This is a genomic window from Capnocytophaga sp. oral taxon 329 str. F0087 (assembly GCF_000213295.2).
In the GTDB taxonomy this organism is placed as follows: Bacteria; Bacteroidota; Bacteroidia; order Flavobacteriales; family Flavobacteriaceae; genus Capnocytophaga; species Capnocytophaga leadbetteri_A.
This window is the reverse complement of the sequence record NZ_KN389997.1, coordinates 1-18138: the sequence shown is the minus strand read 5'-3', so window position 1 is coordinate 18138 and position 18138 is coordinate 1. Positions and strand designations below refer to the sequence as shown.

Annotated in this window: 19 protein-coding genes; 8 read left to right on the top strand and 11 right to left on the bottom strand. The window is 39.2% G+C overall.

What is annotated here, in order from left to right:
• Nucleotides 1-20: 20 nt before the first annotated feature.
• The 6 genes from secG to HMPREF9074_RS04760 form a co-directional block, all read right to left on the bottom strand.
• Nucleotides 21-383, bottom strand: coding sequence for a preprotein translocase subunit SecG (secG, locus tag HMPREF9074_RS04785; protein WP_009389360.1), 363 nt, complete (start codon nucleotides 381-383; stop codon nucleotides 21-23).
• A 3-nt stretch (nucleotides 384-386) separates the two neighbouring features.
• Complete coding sequence (locus tag HMPREF9074_RS04780) at nucleotides 387-1214, bottom strand: hypothetical protein (RefSeq protein WP_009389363.1); 828 nt, start codon at nucleotides 1212-1214, stop codon at nucleotides 387-389.
• Between the two features lie 74 nt (nucleotides 1215-1288).
• Entirely contained in the window at nucleotides 1289-1780 is a 492-nt protein-coding gene (locus HMPREF9074_RS04775; protein WP_009389365.1) for an LptE family protein, read from the bottom strand.
• Nucleotides 1781-1922: 142 nt separating this feature from the next.
• Complete coding sequence (locus HMPREF9074_RS04770; protein ID WP_009389367.1) at nucleotides 1923-2114, bottom strand: hypothetical protein; 192 nt, start codon at nucleotides 2112-2114, stop codon at nucleotides 1923-1925.
• Nucleotides 2111-2563: a DUF6934 family protein gene (locus HMPREF9074_RS04765; protein WP_009389369.1), complete on the bottom strand. Its 453-nt coding sequence runs from the start codon at nucleotides 2561-2563 to the stop codon at nucleotides 2111-2113. The genes HMPREF9074_RS04770 and HMPREF9074_RS04765 overlap by 4 nt, the downstream gene beginning before the upstream one ends.
• Nucleotides 2564-2649: 86 nt before the next feature.
• On the bottom strand, nucleotides 2650-3795 hold the full coding sequence (locus HMPREF9074_RS04760) for a peptidase associated/transthyretin-like domain-containing protein (RefSeq protein WP_009389371.1): 1146 nt from the start codon (nucleotides 3793-3795) through the stop codon (nucleotides 2650-2652).
• 448 nt (nucleotides 3796-4243) lie between these two features.
• On the opposite strand from HMPREF9074_RS04760, the gene sucC reads away from it, so the two are divergent.
• The 7 genes from sucC (at nucleotide 4244) to tsaD (ending at nucleotide 13570) form a co-directional block, all read left to right on the top strand.
• Nucleotides 4244-5440, top strand: coding sequence for an ADP-forming succinate--CoA ligase subunit beta (gene sucC / locus HMPREF9074_RS04755; RefSeq protein ID WP_009389375.1), 1197 nt, complete (start codon nucleotides 4244-4246; stop codon nucleotides 5438-5440).
• Nucleotides 5441-5579: 139 nt separating this feature from the next.
• Nucleotides 5580-7286, top strand: a complete 1707-nt coding sequence (gene ggt / locus HMPREF9074_RS04750; protein ID WP_009389377.1) for a gamma-glutamyltransferase — start codon at nucleotides 5580-5582, stop codon at nucleotides 7284-7286.
• Between the two features lie 143 nt (nucleotides 7287-7429).
• Nucleotides 7430-9730: a 5-methyltetrahydropteroyltriglutamate--homocysteine S-methyltransferase gene (metE, locus tag HMPREF9074_RS04745; RefSeq protein ID WP_009389379.1), complete on the top strand. Its 2301-nt coding sequence runs from the start codon at nucleotides 7430-7432 to the stop codon at nucleotides 9728-9730.
• A gap of 277 nt (nucleotides 9731-10007) precedes the next feature.
• A complete protein-coding gene (locus HMPREF9074_RS04740) occupies nucleotides 10008-10910 on the top strand; it encodes a hypothetical protein (protein ID WP_009389382.1) in 903 nt (300 codons plus the stop codon).
• Between the two features lie 334 nt (nucleotides 10911-11244).
• On the top strand, nucleotides 11245-11625 hold the full coding sequence (locus HMPREF9074_RS04735; RefSeq protein ID WP_034539858.1) for a type II toxin-antitoxin system HicB family antitoxin: 381 nt from the start codon (nucleotides 11245-11247) through the stop codon (nucleotides 11623-11625).
• Nucleotides 11626-11645: 20 nt separating this feature from the next.
• Nucleotides 11646-12512, top strand: coding sequence for a lysophospholipid acyltransferase family protein (locus HMPREF9074_RS04730; RefSeq protein ID WP_009389385.1), 867 nt, complete (start codon nucleotides 11646-11648; stop codon nucleotides 12510-12512).
• Nucleotides 12513-12541: 29 nt separating this feature from the next.
• Nucleotides 12542-13570: a tRNA (adenosine(37)-N6)-threonylcarbamoyltransferase complex transferase subunit TsaD gene (gene tsaD / locus HMPREF9074_RS04725; RefSeq protein WP_009389386.1), complete on the top strand. Its 1029-nt coding sequence runs from the start codon at nucleotides 12542-12544 to the stop codon at nucleotides 13568-13570.
• 89 nt (nucleotides 13571-13659) lie between these two features.
• Here tsaD and HMPREF9074_RS04720 read toward each other — a convergent pair whose 3' ends face one another.
• The gene (locus HMPREF9074_RS04720) at nucleotides 13660-14313 is read right to left on the bottom strand and encodes a hypothetical protein (protein ID WP_009389387.1); all 654 of its coding nucleotides are present in this window, start codon (nucleotides 14311-14313) and stop codon (nucleotides 13660-13662) included.
• A gap of 103 nt (nucleotides 14314-14416) precedes the next feature.
• Here HMPREF9074_RS04720 and HMPREF9074_RS04715 point away from each other — a divergent pair, with 103 nt between their 5' ends.
• Nucleotides 14417-15598 carry a C1 family peptidase gene (locus HMPREF9074_RS04715; RefSeq protein WP_009389388.1) on the top strand — a complete coding sequence of 394 codons (1182 nt, stop codon included), beginning with the start codon at nucleotides 14417-14419 and terminating at the stop codon, nucleotides 15596-15598.
• Nucleotides 15599-15693: 95 nt separating this feature from the next.
• Here the strand turns inward: HMPREF9074_RS04715 and HMPREF9074_RS04710 are convergent, their stop codons facing one another.
• The 4 genes from HMPREF9074_RS04710 to rpmH all read right to left on the bottom strand — a co-directional run bounded on the left by HMPREF9074_RS04710 (nucleotide 15694) and on the right by rpmH (nucleotide 17984).
• Nucleotides 15694-16383, bottom strand: coding sequence for a YiaD family glycine zipper/OmpA-like lipoprotein (locus tag HMPREF9074_RS04710; protein ID WP_009389390.1), 690 nt, complete (start codon nucleotides 16381-16383; stop codon nucleotides 15694-15696).
• Nucleotides 16384-16406: 23 nt separating this feature from the next.
• The gene (locus HMPREF9074_RS04705) at nucleotides 16407-16904 is read right to left on the bottom strand and encodes a lipocalin family protein (protein ID WP_009389392.1); all 498 of its coding nucleotides are present in this window, start codon (nucleotides 16902-16904) and stop codon (nucleotides 16407-16409) included.
• 70 nt (nucleotides 16905-16974) lie between these two features.
• A complete protein-coding gene (locus tag HMPREF9074_RS04700) occupies nucleotides 16975-17736 on the bottom strand; it encodes an MBL fold metallo-hydrolase (protein WP_009389394.1) in 762 nt (253 codons plus the stop codon).
• A gap of 89 nt (nucleotides 17737-17825) precedes the next feature.
• Nucleotides 17826-17984, bottom strand: a complete 159-nt coding sequence (rpmH, locus tag HMPREF9074_RS11855; protein ID WP_002669412.1) for a 50S ribosomal protein L34 — start codon at nucleotides 17982-17984, stop codon at nucleotides 17826-17828.
• Nucleotides 17985-18138: the final 154 nt, after the last annotated feature.

The window sequence follows — 18138 nt, the reverse complement described above, 5'->3', positions numbered from 1 at the left end:
CTCAAGGAGACAGATTTTTCTTAGTTACCTGTGTTAGTAGAGGTTGCAGGAGTTGCAGGTGCCTCAGTAGCGTTGTTAGCAGGCGCTTGTTGTAGAGGAGCTACAGGAGTATTGCCGTCTAATAGTTTAGAGTCAGCGTTGACACCGGTATTGCTGAGCAACAAAGTGTTAGCTACTAAGATAAGCACTGCCAAAGCGCCGGCAAATGTCCAAGTACTGCGCTCAAGAAAGTCACCGGTTTTCTTCACACCACCCACTACTTGGGTATTACCTCCAAAGGTAGAAGAAAGTCCGCCCCCTTTAGGGTTTTGAACCATAATAACTAAAGCGAGTAGTAAACATACCACTACACATAAAACTAAAAAGATGTTGAATGCTGTCATTTGTTATAAATTATTTTGCTGTAATTTTTTGATATTTTCTATTTGGGCTGCAAAGTAAGCACTTTTTTTTGGATTTTTCAAAATTAATATTTGATAAGCCTGTATGGCTTGTTTGTATTTACGCTGATTTACATACACTTGCGCTAGTGTTTCAGTCATCAATTGTCTCTCATCACCCTTCACTTCATCTGCCAAATTCACGTTCGACACATAGTCTTTAGAGGCTTCAATTTTCGGGTTGTTCTCTAAGAATTTATCTATGAGCTTAAATTTCTCTGCCACAGTGTCACTCTGATAATGCGCAGGCGTAGGGTCGTCAGCCGGTGGTGGGGGCGACCAAATGGGCATCTCAGGCTTAAGCGTAGGCTGCTCCGTCTTAGGTACGAATAGGTCAGTCAGCTCCTGATGGTTGATAAGCTCATCAGGGATAATCTTTTCCTCAAAGATTGGGTCGGGTAGGGTAGGGCGAAAATTACGCGGACTATTATCTATATAGCTCACTTTTGGTGGCGCATTGTCTTCTACCGCTTCTTTGCGCTCGTGTGCTTTACTAATACGCTCAAAATCAGACCTAATCGTTGAGAAATCAGGAATAATATCTTTTGAATTGATAAAGTTAAACAGCACCGTGCGGTCAGTCACGTGTACGGCTGCCAGTTTCAGAGCTTTGCTATAGCGATAGTTACCCTCAGAGTGCAGCAGTTTGAGTTGCAATACCCTTGCTGCCTGAAAATAAGGGAACTCCTTCACTATCTCGTCTAATTCGCGCGCTTGTGCACTGCTGATAGTGTAGGGCTGCCTAATAATCTCTATGAACTCCTTTACTGTCAATTTGTCAATTTGTCAATTTGCTAATTTGCTAATTTGTCAATCTTTCTCATTGGCAAATCAGCAAATCAGCAAATCTACCAATCTGCTAATGATGCGTTAAAAATATCTTGAGTGATGCGTTCGAATATCTGCGGTATAGCCTGTCCTTTCACCGAGTTAAACTGAGCGGCAGCCGGATAATCATAGTAGAAAGAAAAACGTTTTTCAAAGTCTTTTTTCTCTTCAGTATGATTGGTAAAACGCACATTTACACCTATAGTCACGCGGTTTTGGGCAGCGGTTTGTCCTGCAGTAGCCGTCATCGGGGTGATGCTAAATTCCACTATTTCACCCTCATATACTAAGTCGCCATTGCGGTCGGTAAGGCTTAGGTTTGTTTGGTTATTGATAAGGTCTTGCAGGGCGAGGGTAAAGTCTCGGTCAAGACCAGGTTCTACTAACGGAGCGTCATTTCGGAAGAAATTAACCTGAAAAGTCTTAGCACTTCCGGTACTTCCTCCGGTGAAATTGTAGATACCGCAGCCTGTAAACCCTAAGGCTAAAAGTATATATATAAGGTATTTCATTTCAGTAGAAAAGATAATTTAGCGGGCAAAGATAATAAAAAAATGGCAAATGGCAAAAGACAAATGATAAATAGCCTAAAAAACTGCAAGGTAACTTAAGTATCCTTGCAGTTTTTCAATTCTTTTGATTAGTAATTACTGACTAATTATGCGCAATTCCTTGCAAAAAGTCCTTAGGGTGTCCTATTCTGTTAAATAGGGCTTTAGCAGCAATAGCTTTTTCAGTTAAATATCCCTCGTTATTATAAGGCTCTGCGCTATCTTTAAATTTAATTTTTATCTGATGTTCGTCCCACATCTTCTTTTCTAAATCTTTTTTTTCTTCTGTTGTCATAGTTGTTTATTTTTTAAATGAATTAGGTATCCTACATAATCAGTATTGGGGTTAAATACCTCAAACTCTTCATTAGGCAACATTCCATAGATGGTGAATGTTTCAAGAGCTTCTGATAAATATTTTGTAATTCCACGTCTATACAGCCTATTGCGGGTATGTGTGCTCCCTGTTGCAAATATATAAGCATCAGGATTTTTGTTTATGAAGGTATATACAGTAGAAATAACAGTAGCTAATATTTTTTCTGTATCACCATTGTTTGTTACAGCCTTATCATTAATATGTCCAGTAGTTGTATCTCTATCTCCAAAAGCTAAATTAAAAACGCCCTCATTAATTTCTTCATAGAGTACCATTTTTTCTACTGTACCATTCTTTCCTTCGCTAATAAAAGTAAATTTATACAATTTATCATCAGAAGTAACTTCGTATTGTGGTAGGTTCATTTTTTTTGGTAAATTATTCTTCAGTGCAAAGATACGAATAATTTATCAATTAGCAAATTTAGAATAATGCACAATTTTGCGTAAGTCTATTGGTTTATAAATTCTTGTTCTTCTTTAGTGAGCATAAACTTAGCTTCACCTTGTTTGTGAGGAGTAACATATTCAAAGAAAGGTTCTTCTACATTTATACGGTCAGCTTTTTTAATGTGTTTACCCTCTTGCAAGCCCGTACGCAAGAAAGATTGCTCAATGTTAGCCTTGTCTTTTTTTCCTTCATATTCAAATATCGTACTCCCTTTTAATAAGAATGAGCTAAACAAAAGTTTCCCTTTGTATGGGGTAAAGCTAATTTCCCAACTTCCTTTATTGTCAATAGTCTTGTAGGGTATTTTCTTTTTCTTTGAAATACCCTCTTTTGAAGTAGGTTTTTCGTTGAATACAATACGTTTGATAGCATTGGTAGCATTATCAAAATAAACCATCGAATTTACAAAATAGATGTATTTACTTTTGTTAATATAGCTATCAGCATTAAAGGTTACAATAGTATTTTCTTTATCTTTTTCTACTTTTTTAATCTCTATGTTCTGGGCGTTGTTAAGCAATATTAAGTAGAAATTAAGATGAAGATATGGCAATACGAAAGAAGGTGCAAAAAAAGCACTATTTGTACCCTCATCAAGGTCAGATATTTTCGAATAATCTGTGTTTTTAAGGTGAATATGTATATTTTCATTGAGTGTTTTTTTAAACTGAAGAATATAGTTTTTGCTCCACCAATCCAGCTGTACTTGGTAAAGGCGTGTAAGGGTATCATTTTTTATAAACTTCTCTCTATAAGTACATTCCAATATTTTAGCTTTAGTGTCATATAGTTTAAAGTAATTATCCATAACATATTTTACCTTGCTTTTCAAATCGAAATTATATAACACCACTTCATCAAGTTGTATTTCTTGAGGATTGAGATAGATGGTTGCTTGAGCAAAGGTTTTGTCAGTAAAAATCTTCTTAGTTTCGTAGCCAATATGGCTCAAAACAAGCGTATCATTTTCCAAAGTGATGCGCACTTTCCCCTCATTATTGCTAATAGTTCCGTTGAGGGAGAGCGTATAATAAGCCTCAGCATTACCTATGGGGAGTTTAGTAGAGGCATCAAGCAGCGTAAAATCAATAACTTGAGCTTGCAAAAAGTTTTGTAGGAAAAATAAGAAAAAGAATAATTGTTTCATTTTGTTATTATTTTAATATAAACGAACTGTACAAAAAGTTTTTAGTAAATCACTCTTAAGCACAAAGATACGAATAATTTATCAATTAGCAAATTTGCCTATTAGCAGAAAAATTTTCTCTTTACACTTACCCTTTACATTCGATATAGGAACAATACAGGAAGAGCGAACGATAAGCGAAAAAACATCGAAGTATAAATAACTAATAAGAGTCCAATATAAGGTATATTATACTGCTCGTGTATGCTGACCATCACATCTCCCCCTTTGAAGGGGGGCAGGGGGGATGTTATATGAGAACGATATAGAAACACCGAAGAAACATCGAATAAATATCGAAGTACAAATAACCAATAAACCTTTCATCAGAAAAAAAATCTTGTAAAAACTTTTTATATTCAAAAAAAAGTTTCTATCTTTGTCGAAAAGTTATCAAATTAATCAACGTATGAATTTACACGAATATCAAGGAAAGGAAATCCTATCGAGTTTCGGAGTACGTGTGCAGCGTGGTATCGTAGCACAAACTCCCGCTGAAGCAGTGGCAGCGGCTAAAGAATTAACTGAGACGACCGGTACCAAATGGTATGTGGTAAAAGCACAAATACACGCCGGCGGACGCGGTAAAGGCGGCGGTGTAAAGTTGGCTAAAGGATTGCAAGATGTTGAACCGCTTGCTTCACAAATCATTGGTATGCACCTTATTACCCCTCAAACCCCTCCTACGGGCAAAGAAGTGCATCAAGTTCTTATAGCCGAAGACGTGTATTACCCTGGCGAAAGCGAGCCGGCAGAGTTCTATATGTCGGTATTGCTAAACCGCGCCAAAGGTAAGAATATGATAATGTATTCTACTGAAGGAGGTATGGATATCGAAACGGTAGCTGCCCAAACGCCTCACCTTATTTTCACTGAAGAGATAGACCCTGCTGTAGGCTTACAGCCCTTCCAAGCACGCCAAATAGCGTTTAATTTAGGACTTAGTGGCGAGGCGCAAAAAGATATGGTGAAGTTTGTTACAGCCCTCTACAATGCCTATGTATCATCTGATGCCAATTTGTTCGAGATTAACCCCGTGTTAAAAACTTCAGACAATAAGATATTAGCAGTAGATGCCAAAGTAGTACTCGATGACAATGCGCTTTTCCGTCACCCTGAGTACGCGGCTTATCGCGATATACGCGAAGAAAACCCTGTAGAGGTAGAAGCTAAAGCCGTAGGGCTCAATTATGTAGCCCTCGATGGCAACGTAGGCTGTATGGTAAACGGGGCAGGCTTAGCAATGGCTACTATGGATTTAATTAAGCAGGCAGGGGGTTCACCCGCTAACTTCCTCGATGTAGGAGGTACTGCCGATGCCAAACGTGTAGAAGCAGCTTTCCGCATAATTCTCAAAGACCCTAATGTAAAGGCAATTCTTATCAATATTTTCGGTGGTATTGTGCGCTGCGACCGAGTAGCACAAGGGGTAGTCGATGCTTATCAAAATATGGGCGATGCTATCAAAGTGCCTATTATCGTGCGTTTGCAAGGTACCAATGCCGAGCTTGCCAAAGAGATATTAGACAATTCAGGCTTAGCCGTTCATTCAGCTATTTTATTCCAAGAAGCAGCCGATAAAGTAAAGGCAGTCGTTAGTCAATAATTAATACACAATAAATTTTAGTCGTTAGTGGTTAGTATCAAAGAGCATACTAATCACTAGCGACTCACTATTATTTGTTTACTTATAAGCTATAAAACAAAAACACTTAAAAATTAAATAAAAAAGTAACTAAATTAAAATGATCAAAAAAATCTTTTCAGTATTAATAGCAGTAGTTTTGTTGGCTAGTTGCCAAAATTCTCCTGCCAAAAAACAACCTGACCCCGAAAAAGGGGTATTAGCACCTCACGCTATGGTGGTGAGTGCTAAAGAAGAAGCCTCGCAAATAGGACTTGCTATCCTCAAAAAAGGTGGTAATGCTTTCGATGCTATGATAGCTACCGAATTGGCTTTAGCAGTAGCCTACCCCAATGCCGGTAATATAGGCGGCGGAGGCTTTATGGTATACCGCTTAGGCAGTGGTGAGCGAGGCGCTTTAGACTATCGCGAAAAAGCACCTGCCAAAGCCCACCGCGATATGTATTTAGACAAAAACGGCAAGGTCATTGCCGATAAGAGTACGCTGGGCGCGCTGGCAGTAGGCGTACCGGGTACTATTGCCGGAATTTTCGAGGTGTACGAAAAGTTTGGGTCGCTACCTATTGGCGAACTTATACAGCCTGCTATCGATTTGGCGCGCAAAGGGGTGCTTATCACCGAGTTGCAAGCCAATTCTTATATGAATAAGAATGTTGAACTCATCAAGCAGGCTAATAATTATGTTACCCCTTTTGAAAACGGCTGGAAAGCAGGCGAACGCTTCAAGTACGAAGAGCTTGCTAAGACTTTAGAGCGGATACGCGATAATGGCAGCTATGAGTTTTATAATGGCGAAACAGCTAAACGCATAGTGTCTTACGTGCAAGAACTCGGCGGTATTCTCTCTTTAGACGACCTGAGAAACTACCGAGCCCAATGGCGCAAGCCGATTACCTTCACCTATAAAGATTATATCATTAGTTCTATGCCGTTGCCCTCAAGCGGAGGCATCTGTTTAGCGCAGATACTCAAGAGTGTAGAACCTTATAATATAGGTCAGTACCCTCATAACGGCGAGCAGTATATTCAATTATTGGTAGAAGCCGAACGCCGTGCTTATGCCGACAGAGCCTATTATATGGGCGATGCCGATTTCGTGAAAGTGCCTACCCAACAGCTGCTATCACCCGATTATCTCAAAGAGCGTATGAGTAGTTTTTCGTGGGATAAGGCTAGCAAATCAACTGAGATAGCTCACGGCAAAATAGCCGGCTACGAAAGCGATGAGACCACCCATTACTCTATAGTTGATCGTTTTGGCAATGCCGTTGCTGTAACCACTACCCTCAATACTAACTATGGTAGTAAGGTATATGTAAAAGGTGGAGGCTTTTTCCTCAATAACCAAATGGACGATTTCAGCATCAAACCAGGCGAGCCTAATACCTACGGATTGGTAGGCTCTGAAAAAAATGCCATTGCCCCTAACAAACGTATGCTAAGCTCTATGAGTCCTACTATTATAGAGAAAGACGGCAAGCTGTTTATGGTGATAGGCACCCCAGGGGGCTCAACTATCATTACATCGGTGTTGCAGTGTTTTCTCAATGTGGCGGAGTATGGTATGACGATGCAACAATCGGTTAGCAAACCGCGCTTTCACCACCAATGGCTGCCCGATGATGTGATGTATGAGCCCAAAGGCTTTGCTCCAGAGGTGATAGCTAATCTCAAAGCTAAAGGCTATAAGCCGCGCGAAGAAAACTTTGTAATCATAGGCAAGGTAGATGCTATCTTAGTACAACCCGATGGCACTTTAGAGGGCGGTGCCGATCCTCGTGGCGATGATACAGCTGTAGGATACTAAATATTAAAAAGTAATAAACAACTAATAATCGAGGCAAAAACAGAAAAAAATACTATATTCTTGCGCTGCCATAAATTTTTCTATATATTATTTTGGTAGGTAAAAAAAATATTGTAGTTTTGCCGTCAAATAACAAATACTATATGAAATCGAACGTATTAGGCTATCCTCGTATCGGTGAGAAACGAGAACTTAAAAAAGCCAATGAGTCTTTCTGGGCTGGTAAAATATCAGAAGAAGAGCTCTTAGCGGTGGCTGAAAATATCCGCGTACATAACTGGACATTGCAAAGAGAAGCAGGAGTAGAGCTTATCCCCTCTAACGACTTTTCTTTCTACGACCAAATGCTTGACTTTTCCTTTACTGTAAACGCTATCCCTGAGCGTTTCGCCCCTATTCACAAGTTGAGAGATTTGGAGCGCTACTACGCCTTAGCTCGTGGTTATCAGAAAGATGGTATCGATATCACCGCTATGGAAATGACCAAGTGGTTCGATACTAACTACCATTATATAGTACCCGAATTTACTAAAAATCAAGAATTCCGCATATTAGTAAACAAACCTTTGCAAGAGTATAACTTGGCTAAAAAACACGGTTTCGATACCAAACCTGTTCTTATCGGTTTAGTTACTTACTTATTGTTAGGTAAAGAAAAAGAACAAGGCTTTAACCGTTTAGATTTAGCTGACCGCCTATTGCCTGTATACCTACAGTTGGTAGAAAGTTTGGTAAATGCAGGGGCTAAAACTATCCAAATCGATGAGCCTTATCTTGTACTCGACCTTCCAGAGGGAGCGGCAGAGGTGTACAAAAAAGTTTATGCCGAACTAAGAAGCAAGTTCCCTACTACCGAGTTTATTCTTACTACTTACTTTGGTGCGCTTGATAATAATACCGAGTTAGCAGTATCATTGCCTTTCAATGTTCTCCACATCGATTTAGTACGTGCAGCAGCTCAACTCGACAAAGTGCTTAAAGCGCTTCCTGCCGATAAAAAACTATCGCTTGGGGTAGTTGATGGGCGTAATATCTGGAAAAACAACTTCGAGCACTCATTAGCATTGATTGAAAAAGCTAAAGAAGCTATCGGGGCTGAGCGTCTGCTTATAGCTACTTCTTGCTCGCTATTGCACTCACCTTGCAACCTCGAGCTCGAAAACAACGAAAAGGTACTTACCCCTGAAATCAAACAGTGGTTAGCCTTTGCTAAACAAAAAGTAAAAGAGGTTACTACTCTGCAAGCTATTGCTAACGGACAGATAACTCCTGAGGTAAAAGCTATTTTTGAAGAGAACAAAAAAGCAGCTGAAACCCGCAAAACCTCTCCGCTTATCCACGATAATAAGGTAAAAGACCGCGTGCGCAACATTACCGATAAAGACGATGTACGCCACAGTCCATTCAGTCAGCGTAAGGTAGCACAACACGAGGCGTTAAAATTGCCAGCGTTCCCTACCACTACTATCGGGTCATTCCCTCAAACAGACGAGGTGCGCAGCTGGCGTGCTCGCTTCAAAAAAGGCGAACTTACTCAAGCTGAATACGATAAGTTATTAGAAAAAGAAATTGAAGAGTCTATCCGTTTCCAAGAAGAAACTAATATCGATGTACTCGTACACGGAGAGTTTGAGCGTAACGATATGGTGGAATACTTTGGCGAATTGCTTAAAGGATATACCTTTACCAAATTCGGTTGGGTACAAAGTTATGGTTCACGTTGCGTAAAACCACCGATTATCTTTGGTGATATTTCGCGCCCAGAGCCAATGACCGTACGTTGGAGCAAATACGCACAATCGCTTACCAAATTGCCAGTAAAAGGTATGCTTACAGGCCCTGTAACTATCTTACAATGGTCATTTGTACGCGATGACCAACCTCGTTCAGAAACTTGTTTGCAAATAGCATTAGCAATCCGCGACGAAGTGGTAGATCTCGAAAAAGCAGGTATTAAGGTTATTCAGATAGACGAGCCAGCTATCCGCGAGGGATTGCCATTGCGCAAGAGCGAGTGGAAAGCCTACTTCGATTGGGCTATCAAAGCCTTTCGTATTTCAGCTTCAGGAGTGAAAGACGAGACACAAATCCACACCCATATGTGCTATTCGGAGTTCAATGATATGATTGAAGCTATTGCCGATATGGATGCCGATGTAATTACCATAGAGTGTTCACGTTCACAAATGGAGCTTCTTGATGTATTTGGTGATTTCAAATATCCTAACGAAATAGGACCAGGGGTGTACGATATTCACTCGCCACGCGTACCATCGCAACAAGAAATGACTGATTTGATGAAGAAAGCCATTAGCGTAGTGCCTAAAGAGCAGCTATGGGTAAATCCAGACTGCGGACTTAAAACGCGCCACTGGCCAGAAACCAAAGCAGCCCTACACGCAATGGTAGATACCGCCAAAGAACTCCGCAATCTTTACAAATAATTAATGTGATTTCGAATTACCCATTCCCCCTTTGGAGGGGGCAGGGGGAGGTTCTCTTACAAGATATTAATTAATAAAAGCAATGTACCCTAAAAGGTACATTGCTTTTTTTGTTAAAATCCCTCTTTTTCTTTGTAGGGAAGATATTTTTTTATACATTTGTCCCGTCAATTAACAATATATAGCGTTTCGCTTTACTATAGCAAGACCTACACCGATAAAGGCGGCAACCGAAAAGCCTGAACAGAGTAGGAGTAATCTAAAAATCAACAAACAAATGAAAAGAAGCATCATTTTAACAGCTCTTTTAGTACTAAATCTTAGTTTTGCACTAGCACAAGCTAAAAACTCCAGAAAAGAGTATACCGCTGTAGATAACCACACTTATAAAAAAGGAGATATGCTCACTTTTGGTACGCCTGCACGAGGTACTGAATACGAGTATATCATCATTAGCGATATTGTATCAGTAGGTGATTACATTACTGTTTTTACAGGAGGTACTATTGAGGAAAAGAAGAGTAATAATGCTACTAAAGAGCAACTTTCAAAAATGAATGGCTCTGTGATTAAGCACTTTGCTAATGGCGTACAAGATAACAAATTGGCAGTGCTAAAGTACAATGATAATAAAGAGATTTTGGTTTTCTTTGATAAAGCCTTACAAAATGGGGAAATCAAATCACAAGCCCAAGATTTTCAAACTACTGCTGATAAAATCTTTGCCAATAAAGCTAGTAGTGGTCAAGGAGATGGTAATGGTACTGTAAAGAGTTTTTCTCCTGATTTTGATGTGAAAATTCTTTCAGTAGTAGGAGATAAGAAAGCTCAAACAGTAACTGTAAACCTCTTGATTTCTCATAAAATAGTACATCAAAAAGTTTGTTTTAATAAAACTTGTAGTCTTTTTGATGTAAAAAAAAGTAAATGTTTTGACTATGAAGGAAATGAATATCCTTATAAAGAAGTTGGAATAGGAAACGAGAGAACAACGTATTCTGTGTGCAATACTATACCCACACAAGTTCCTTTAAAAACTTTTGTAACTTTTAAACAGATACTTCCAAGTGTACAAGGTATGAGCTTTGTAACTATTCCTGTAACATATGGAGCTGAAGATGGAGAAAATTATACTTGTAATGATTTAGAACTTTCTAATCTTGTGATAGATTGGAAATAGTAAAATTACCCCCACTGGCGCATTTCTTGTAGCTCACATTATTAAATTATATTTGCGTTATAATCCGTGTAAATCCAGCAGCGCCAGCTACCAAAAACAGTGAAGTTGTTTATCTATGTGATTAGTAAATAATTAAATAGATATTTCTTACATCGAACTTACATTATTTAAGGAATAAAAAGAGCAAAGCACTTTAAGCGCTTTGCTCTTTTTATTATAAAATATTTCATCAAAAGTTTGGATATAAGTATATAAATATATACCTTTGCGTTATCAAAAAACCAAGATAAACTATATGAAGTCAAGTGAGTTACATCGGCAAACATTGTATGATATGAAAAACATTACTATTATTATAGAGCGCAGCAATGATTTTTATTGGGCTTATGCTGATAATATAGAAGGTATAAGTGCAGGGGGCGAGACTGTACAAGAGGCTAAAGATGGTATTTTAGAAGCTATTGCACTTCAAAAAGAACTCAATAACTTTCCTTATACTGATTATCAACTCACTTATAAATATGATGCCGAAAGTGTTTTGCAATATTTTAAAGGCGTAATAAGCAATCCTGCTTTTGAGCGGCTTACCGGTATCAATCAGAAACTTATTCACCAATATGCTGTAGGGCTAAAAAAACCACGTGCAGCCCAACGCCAAAAAATACAGGAAGGACTACATAAATTAGGAACTGAACTTCTAAGTGTGCAGTTGTAATAAAATATTATAAAAACCGAATGAACCTTTTTATCTATATAATTGCTTATCCTATTGTCTGGTTAGTGTCGCGTATGCCTTTTAGGCTGCTCTACATTGTGTCAGATTTCTTTTATCTTATCATATACAAGCTGTTGAAATTCAGAGTAAAAGTAGTGCGGAAAAACTTGCATACTGCCTTCCCTTTTAAGTCTGAAGCTGAGCTAAATACTATCGAACAGCGCTTTTATCATCACTTTTGCGATACTTTCTTAGAGATGGTCAAATCGTATGGTATGAGCGAGCAGGAGATGAAGAAACGTATGGTATTTAAGAATATAGAAGTGCTGAAGAAATACGAGAGCGAGGAGCGAAATATCATCATAATGTGCAGTCATTATGCTAGTTATGAGTGGTTACTGTCATTAGCGTACTACCTGCAACACAAGTCCTATGCGCTATATACACCGCTTAGTAACCCTTATTTCGATCGTCTTATTCAGAAGATACGTATGAAGCACCACAGCTACCTATTGCCGCGCTACACAGCTCACCGCGAAATGAAAAAACACAAGGACGAACACGGAGTGTATTGCTATGGTTTTGCTGCCGACCAAATACCCAATAACAAGAAGAACTATCGCCGTCCGTTTTTAGGACTTAACGTACCCGTATTTACAGGGGCAGAACGTTTGGGCAAGGCTCTCAATACAGTGATTGTCTTTGCTAAGATTGAAAAGCTAAAGCGCGGTTACTACCAAACTACTTTTGAATTATTAGCCGAAAACCCTAATGACTATGTAGATTTTCAGATTACTGATACTTTCTTCGAGCACGTAACCAGACAGATATACGATAAACCAGAGTACTACCTCTGGACTCACAACCGATTCAAAAGAATGCGGTAAGGATTTGCTAATTATTAAACGAATAAACGATGCAAAAAACATATATTTTAGCCATAGAATCCTCTTGCGATGATACTTCTGCAGCGGTGCTTTGCAATGACAAAGTACTCTCTAATGAGGTTGCTAATCAAGAGGTGCATAAGCAATACGGTGGGGTAGTACCCGAACTAGCTTCGCGCGCCCACTTACAGAATATTGTGCCCGTAGTAGCCCAAGCCCTCAAAAAAGCAGGGGTAAGCAAAGAAGAGCTCTCTGCTATAGCTTTCACACGGGGGCCTGGCTTGATGGGGTCGTTGCTTGTGGGTACTTCTTTTGCCAAGTCATTGTCTATGGGCTTACGCATTCCGCTTATAGAGGTGAATCATATGCAGGCACATATTTTGGCACATTTTATAGATGAAGGGCAAGTTAAACCACAATTTCCGTTTTTAGCGATGACCATCAGTGGCGGACATACACAGATTGTAAAGGTGAACAGCTTTTTTGATATGGAAGTATTAGGCGAAACGCTAGATGATGCTGTAGGCGAAGCATTTGATAAAACCGCTAAAATATTAGGACTTCCTTACCCAGGAGGGCCTCTTATTGATAAATACGCCCAAGAGGGTAACCCTAAAGCCTTTCAGTTTTCACAACCTAATATTGCAGCCCTCAATTTTAGCTTCTCCGGACTTAAAACGGGTATCCTTTATTTTATACAGAAACACACGGCTGATAATCCTAATTTTATAACGGAGCATTTAGCTGATATTTGCGCTTCAGTACAACATACTATTGTAGAAATACTGATGAAGAAGCTTAAAAAAGCAGTACAGCAGACTGGTATTCGGCAGGTAGCCATTGGTGGAGGGGTATCAGCTAATAGCGGCATTCGCACGGCACTACAAAGTATGGGCGAAAAGCACGGTTGGAAAACTTTTGTACCTAAGTTTCAGTATTGTACTGATAATGCTGCTATGATAGGTATCGTAGGTTACTATAAGTTTTTACAAAGCGACTTTACCCAGCAAGGGGTTACTGCCCAACCTCGCTTGCCTATTAGTCAATTAGCAAATTGATAAGTTGATGCATCAAAAAAGCTCATATCTTTATAAGAATAATCTTATAAAAATATGAGCTAAAAAAAGTAACAAATAAAAATAACTTTCTAATGGTCTTTCACTATCACTATGCGGGCTTTAGAACCTGTAGCTAAGTCCCAACGATTTCTCTCAATCACCTTTCCTTTATCGTCTAATACCTGAAACTCTGCCGTGTTAGGTCCTGATTCTCCTTGGTTTAAAGCTAAGAACTCTATACTGTTAAAACCGGGTTTTAGTGTAATCCGGAAGCCGGTAAACTCTCCTACTAAGAAAATGTCGCGCACTTCTTCTACTCCATTTACAAAAATACTAACCCTATCACCATCGATAGCTGCAAAATCGCGACAATATACATTTACAAAATCTCCATTATTAGTAAAATCTCCAAAAAATTGGTCGCCTTTTACTGCTTTATAATCTTCTTTTTGGTTGCCAAAGTTATTAGTCCTTGGGTTAAGCTCAATCTTGCGGTGTACTAAGTTGCTTTTGCTTGTAAAGTCAATACTTTTTTCTGACGGATTAGCAAAAGCTGGCTGGTAAGGCGGCAATTTAGCTCCTACAGAGAAAGGTTGCGTATTGCTCTTAGTAGGGGCGGGCAACTCGGGGGCTTTTTCTAAAGGCACTACCACTGGCACTTGCCGCTTTTGTGTCTCTAAAGGTTGCGCTTTCACTGCCCAAACACCTATCAACAAAAATATAGAGAGTAATAATGTTTTCATCTTTTCTAATTTTGCTAATTATTTTATAGCTATAATTGTGCCAAAATGTTGTTGTATACAGATTATTTTGTATCTTTGCCCTAATAATATATCATTTTTATTTATGAAAAACATTACATTATTTGTAGCTTTGTCGTCATTCTTCTTTGCGACAGCTCAAGACGACCTGATTAAATCGGTGGCTGGTAACCATTCTAACAATGCCGGTTTTAAATTCACAACTGTTATCAATCTCGAACGTACTGACGTGAAAGACCAAGGTAGTAGCGGTACTTGCTGGAGTTATGCAGGGGCTTCTTTCTTAGAAAGCGAAATGAGCCGTATGGGCAAAAAGCCTATCGACCTTGCTGAAATCTACACTGCGCGTAATTGCTATATCGAGAAGGCAAAACAATATGTGCGTATGCACGGCTACCTCGATTACGGACAAGGGGGCGAATTGCACGATGTTATCAATATGTATGCTAAGTATGGTGCTGTGCCTCAGTACGTATATACAGGCTTGCAGTATGGTAGCACACGCAATGATTTCGGTGAATTGCACGCTATCCTCAAAGGATTCTTAGAAGGAATGGTAAAAGGCAATCAGGGTAAGAAAGCGCTAACACCTAACTGGGTATCTGCTTTTACATCTACTATTGACTCTTATTTGGGTGCTGTGCCTGAAAGTTTTATGTATGATGGGAAGAAATACACCCCTCAGAGTTTTGCTAAAGAGCGCGTAGGTATCAATCCTGATGATTATATCGAGATGGTATCGTATAATGACCAGCCGCTTTATAAGAATACTTTTATGGCTGTACCTGATAACTGGAGCTATGACCACGCTTACAACGTAGCGATGACCGACCTTACTAAAACTATCGATAATGCCCTAAAGAAAGGCTATACTGTAGCTTGGGCAGCCGATGTAAGTGAGCGTTATTTTAGCTGGAAAAACGGAGTAGCTTTTGTGCCTGAAAAAGAAGTAACTGAAATGTCTTATGAAGAAGCTCGCGACCTTTTCAATATACCTCCTACTGCTGAGAGACGTATCACCCCTGAAATGCGTCAAAGAGATTTTGATAACTATCAAACAACTGATGACCACGCTATGCACATTGTAGGACTTGCTAAAGACCAAAACGGACGTGAATACTATATGGTGAAAAACTCTTGGGGTGTACGCAATGACTATCAAGGTTATCTATATGTCAGCAAAGCATTTGTAGAGTTTAAAACTACTGCTATTATGCTTCACAAAGGAGGTGTACCTGCTGAAATCATTAAAAACTGGAGTAAATAATTTGCCAATTAGTCGATTTGCCAATTAGCAAATTAGTTAATATAAAAAAGGCTGTTTCCATAAGAAACAGCCTTTTTTATGTCATTACTGACTAATTAGTTTTGATTTGCTGATTTTTCAGCATCTGCTTTCATCTTTTCGTTAGGAACGATTACTACATTTACACGGCGGTTTTTAGCACGACCTTCAGGAGTACCATTATCGGCTACTGGGTTTTGCTCACCAAACCATTTGGTAGTAAATCTGCTTGCTGCCAATCCGTTAGAAGTGAAGTAGTTAGTTACTGATTGAGCACGACGTTTTGATAAGCCCATATTATACTCATCTTTACCAACGCTATCAGTATAACCCGCTACTACTACATTAGTTTCAGGATATTCTTTAAGTACTGCAATTAGCTTATTAAGCGTCTCTTTTGATTTTTCGTTGATGTTATGCTTAGCTGTTTCGAAGTATACACCACTGTTTTCGTCAAAAGTAACTACGATACCATCATCAACACGTTTTACTTCAGCTCCTGGGATTTCTTCTTCTATCTTCTTAGCTTGTTTATCCATTTGGTTGCCGATTACAGCACCAGCAGCTCCCCCTACTACAGTACCAAGTACTGCCCCAAGTTCGCTATTCTGACCGTTACCTATGTTGTTGCCCAAGATAGCCCCTAATAGAGCCCCACCGGCAGCTCCTATCACAGCTCCGCGTTGTGTTTTGTTAGAGTTGTTATAAGCGTCGCAGCTTACTAATAAAATAGCTGCTGACAATGTTAAAACTGCAATTTTCTTCATTATTTACTTAATTATTCAAAAGGTTATTTTACAAAATTCATTGAGATTACAAAAGGTTTGCCGTCTACTCTTAGGGTTTGTTCCCATACCATTGAGTCGTCTGATAGGTTAGCTAAGTGCAAACGTATACCTTGGTTGCTCTCTGATACATATTTTTCATTAGTAGGCTTCAAAAGGAAGTCGTAATACCCAGTTGATTTATCGATTTCTTGCACGATAAAGATAAAGTTTCTTTGCCCAGTAGAGCAATCTGATGCGTTGATAGTGTAATGCCCACGATTGTTATTAGGCACAAACTTCCAAGTACTACCTTCAAAACACTCTTTTGAAGTATCGTTTAGCAAGGTAACATTAAATTTGCCTGACTGACTGTAGGTGATTGATTGTAGTGTCCATTCACCTTTGATTGCCTTGTTAGCAATGTTAGTTTCTTTTGGCTTTGAAGTCATAGTGCCTGAATTGCTGGTTTTGCAGGCTACTAAACTAATTGCCATTACAAATAGAAGTGCAATTTTTCTCATAGTAATTCTAATTTAATTCGGGGCAAAAATAGCCCTTTTTATTAGAACTACCATAACAATTAACTAAACATTAACATTCAACAACTAAGTTGTCATAAGCTAACCAGACTCCTTCTGGTAGCCGTGCTTGCACCTCTTTGTGAAAGCCAAAAGTTTGACTGATATGGGTTAAATAGGTGCGTTTTGGCTTTAGTATATTGATAATTTCTAAGGCTTCTGTCAGATTGAGGTGGGTAGGGTGAGCGAGGTCGCGGAGGCAGTTAAGCACTAATACCTCTAAGCCGTGTAGTCGGTTTAGCTCTTCTGAAGTGATGTATTTAGCATCGGTGATATAGCCCAATTTTTCGATACGATAGCCCAATATGGGTAGCTGTCCGTGCATAACCTTTATGGGTTGTACCTCTTTGCCGTATAGCTCGAAAGGCTGTCCGTCTATAAGATGTGCTAATACGGAAGGGGCACCCTCATAGCGGTTTTCGGTAGCAAAAATGTATGCGAACCTTGTGCGGAGTTCCTCAATAACGCGAGGGAGCCCATAGATAGGCATATCACCTTGCATTTTTACAAACGGACGTATGTCGTCTAAGCCCGCAGTATGGTCGGCGTGCTCGTGAGTGAATAGGATAGCTTCTAAGTGCTGTACGTTGTGCTGTAGCATCTGCTGGCGGAAGTCGGGCGAGCAGTCGATATTGATATTGGTATCGCCCCAAGATATAAGGGCTGAAGTGCGCAAACGTTTATCTCTTGGGTCTGTACTTTTGCCTACGGGGTGGTCGCTGCCTATTACAGGAACACCTTGTGAGGTGCCTGTACCGAGAAAAGTTATTTTCATAGTAATATAATACAATAGGTAATAGGTAACAGATAAGAAATGCTTCGTTACCTGCTACCTATTAGCTGTTACCTTTTTTTAAAAAAGGTTTATTTTTTATGACGTGGTTCAGATGATACAGTTAGTTTCTTACGTCCTTTAGCACGGCGGCGCGCTAATACTTTTCTACCGTTGGCAGTTGCCATACGCTCTCTGAATCCGTGCTTATTTCTTCTTTTTCTCTTAGAGGGTTGAAATGTTCTTTTCATTGCTGTAAATCTTTTAAAATCTTATTAAAATGACTAATCTTTCTCTATTTATCAATAGCGGTTGCAAAAGTACGTATTTTTTTTGGAATAACAAGTATTTTGTATTTTTTTTCTCAAAAAAAATGTCATTTGTTATTTATCATTTGTCTTTTTT

Excerpts from the sequence above, each read along its gene's own strand:
- secG (WP_009389360.1), bottom strand. The coding sequence starts at position 383 with ATGACAGCATTCAACATCTTTTTAGTTTTATGTGTAGTGGTATGTTTA.
- rpmH (WP_002669412.1), bottom strand. The coding sequence starts at position 17,984 with ATGAAAAGAACATTTCAACCCTCTAAGAGAAAAAGAAGAAATAAGCAC.
- HMPREF9074_RS04720 (WP_009389387.1), bottom strand. The coding sequence starts at position 14,313 with ATGAAAACATTATTACTCTCTATATTTTTGTTGATAGGTGTTTGGGCA.
- HMPREF9074_RS04735 (WP_034539858.1), top strand. The coding sequence starts at position 11,245 with ATGAAAAACATTACTATTATTATAGAGCGCAGCAATGATTTTTATTGG.
- HMPREF9074_RS04700 (WP_009389394.1), bottom strand. The coding sequence starts at position 17,736 with ATGAAAATAACTTTTCTCGGTACAGGCACCTCACAAGGTGTTCCTGTA.
- HMPREF9074_RS04740 (WP_009389382.1), top strand. The coding sequence starts at position 10,008 with ATGAAAAGAAGCATCATTTTAACAGCTCTTTTAGTACTAAATCTTAGT.
- ggt (WP_009389377.1), top strand. The coding sequence starts at position 5,580 with ATGATCAAAAAAATCTTTTCAGTATTAATAGCAGTAGTTTTGTTGGCT.
- HMPREF9074_RS04765 (WP_009389369.1), bottom strand. The coding sequence starts at position 2,563 with ATGAACCTACCACAATACGAAGTTACTTCTGATGATAAATTGTATAAA.
- HMPREF9074_RS04770 (WP_009389367.1), bottom strand. The coding sequence starts at position 2,114 with ATGACAACAGAAGAAAAAAAAGATTTAGAAAAGAAGATGTGGGACGAA.
- metE (WP_009389379.1), top strand. The coding sequence starts at position 7,430 with ATGAAATCGAACGTATTAGGCTATCCTCGTATCGGTGAGAAACGAGAA.
- HMPREF9074_RS04705 (WP_009389392.1), bottom strand. The coding sequence starts at position 16,904 with ATGAGAAAAATTGCACTTCTATTTGTAATGGCAATTAGTTTAGTAGCC.
- HMPREF9074_RS04775 (WP_009389365.1), bottom strand. The coding sequence starts at position 1,780 with ATGAAATACCTTATATATATACTTTTAGCCTTAGGGTTTACAGGCTGC.
- HMPREF9074_RS04760 (WP_009389371.1), bottom strand. The coding sequence starts at position 3,795 with ATGAAACAATTATTCTTTTTCTTATTTTTCCTACAAAACTTTTTGCAA.
- HMPREF9074_RS04730 (WP_009389385.1), top strand. The coding sequence starts at position 11,646 with ATGAACCTTTTTATCTATATAATTGCTTATCCTATTGTCTGGTTAGTG.
- HMPREF9074_RS04715 (WP_009389388.1), top strand. The coding sequence starts at position 14,417 with ATGAAAAACATTACATTATTTGTAGCTTTGTCGTCATTCTTCTTTGCG.
- sucC (WP_009389375.1), top strand. The coding sequence starts at position 4,244 with ATGAATTTACACGAATATCAAGGAAAGGAAATCCTATCGAGTTTCGGA.
- tsaD (WP_009389386.1), top strand. The coding sequence starts at position 12,542 with ATGCAAAAAACATATATTTTAGCCATAGAATCCTCTTGCGATGATACT.
- HMPREF9074_RS04710 (WP_009389390.1), bottom strand. The coding sequence starts at position 16,383 with ATGAAGAAAATTGCAGTTTTAACATTGTCAGCAGCTATTTTATTAGTA.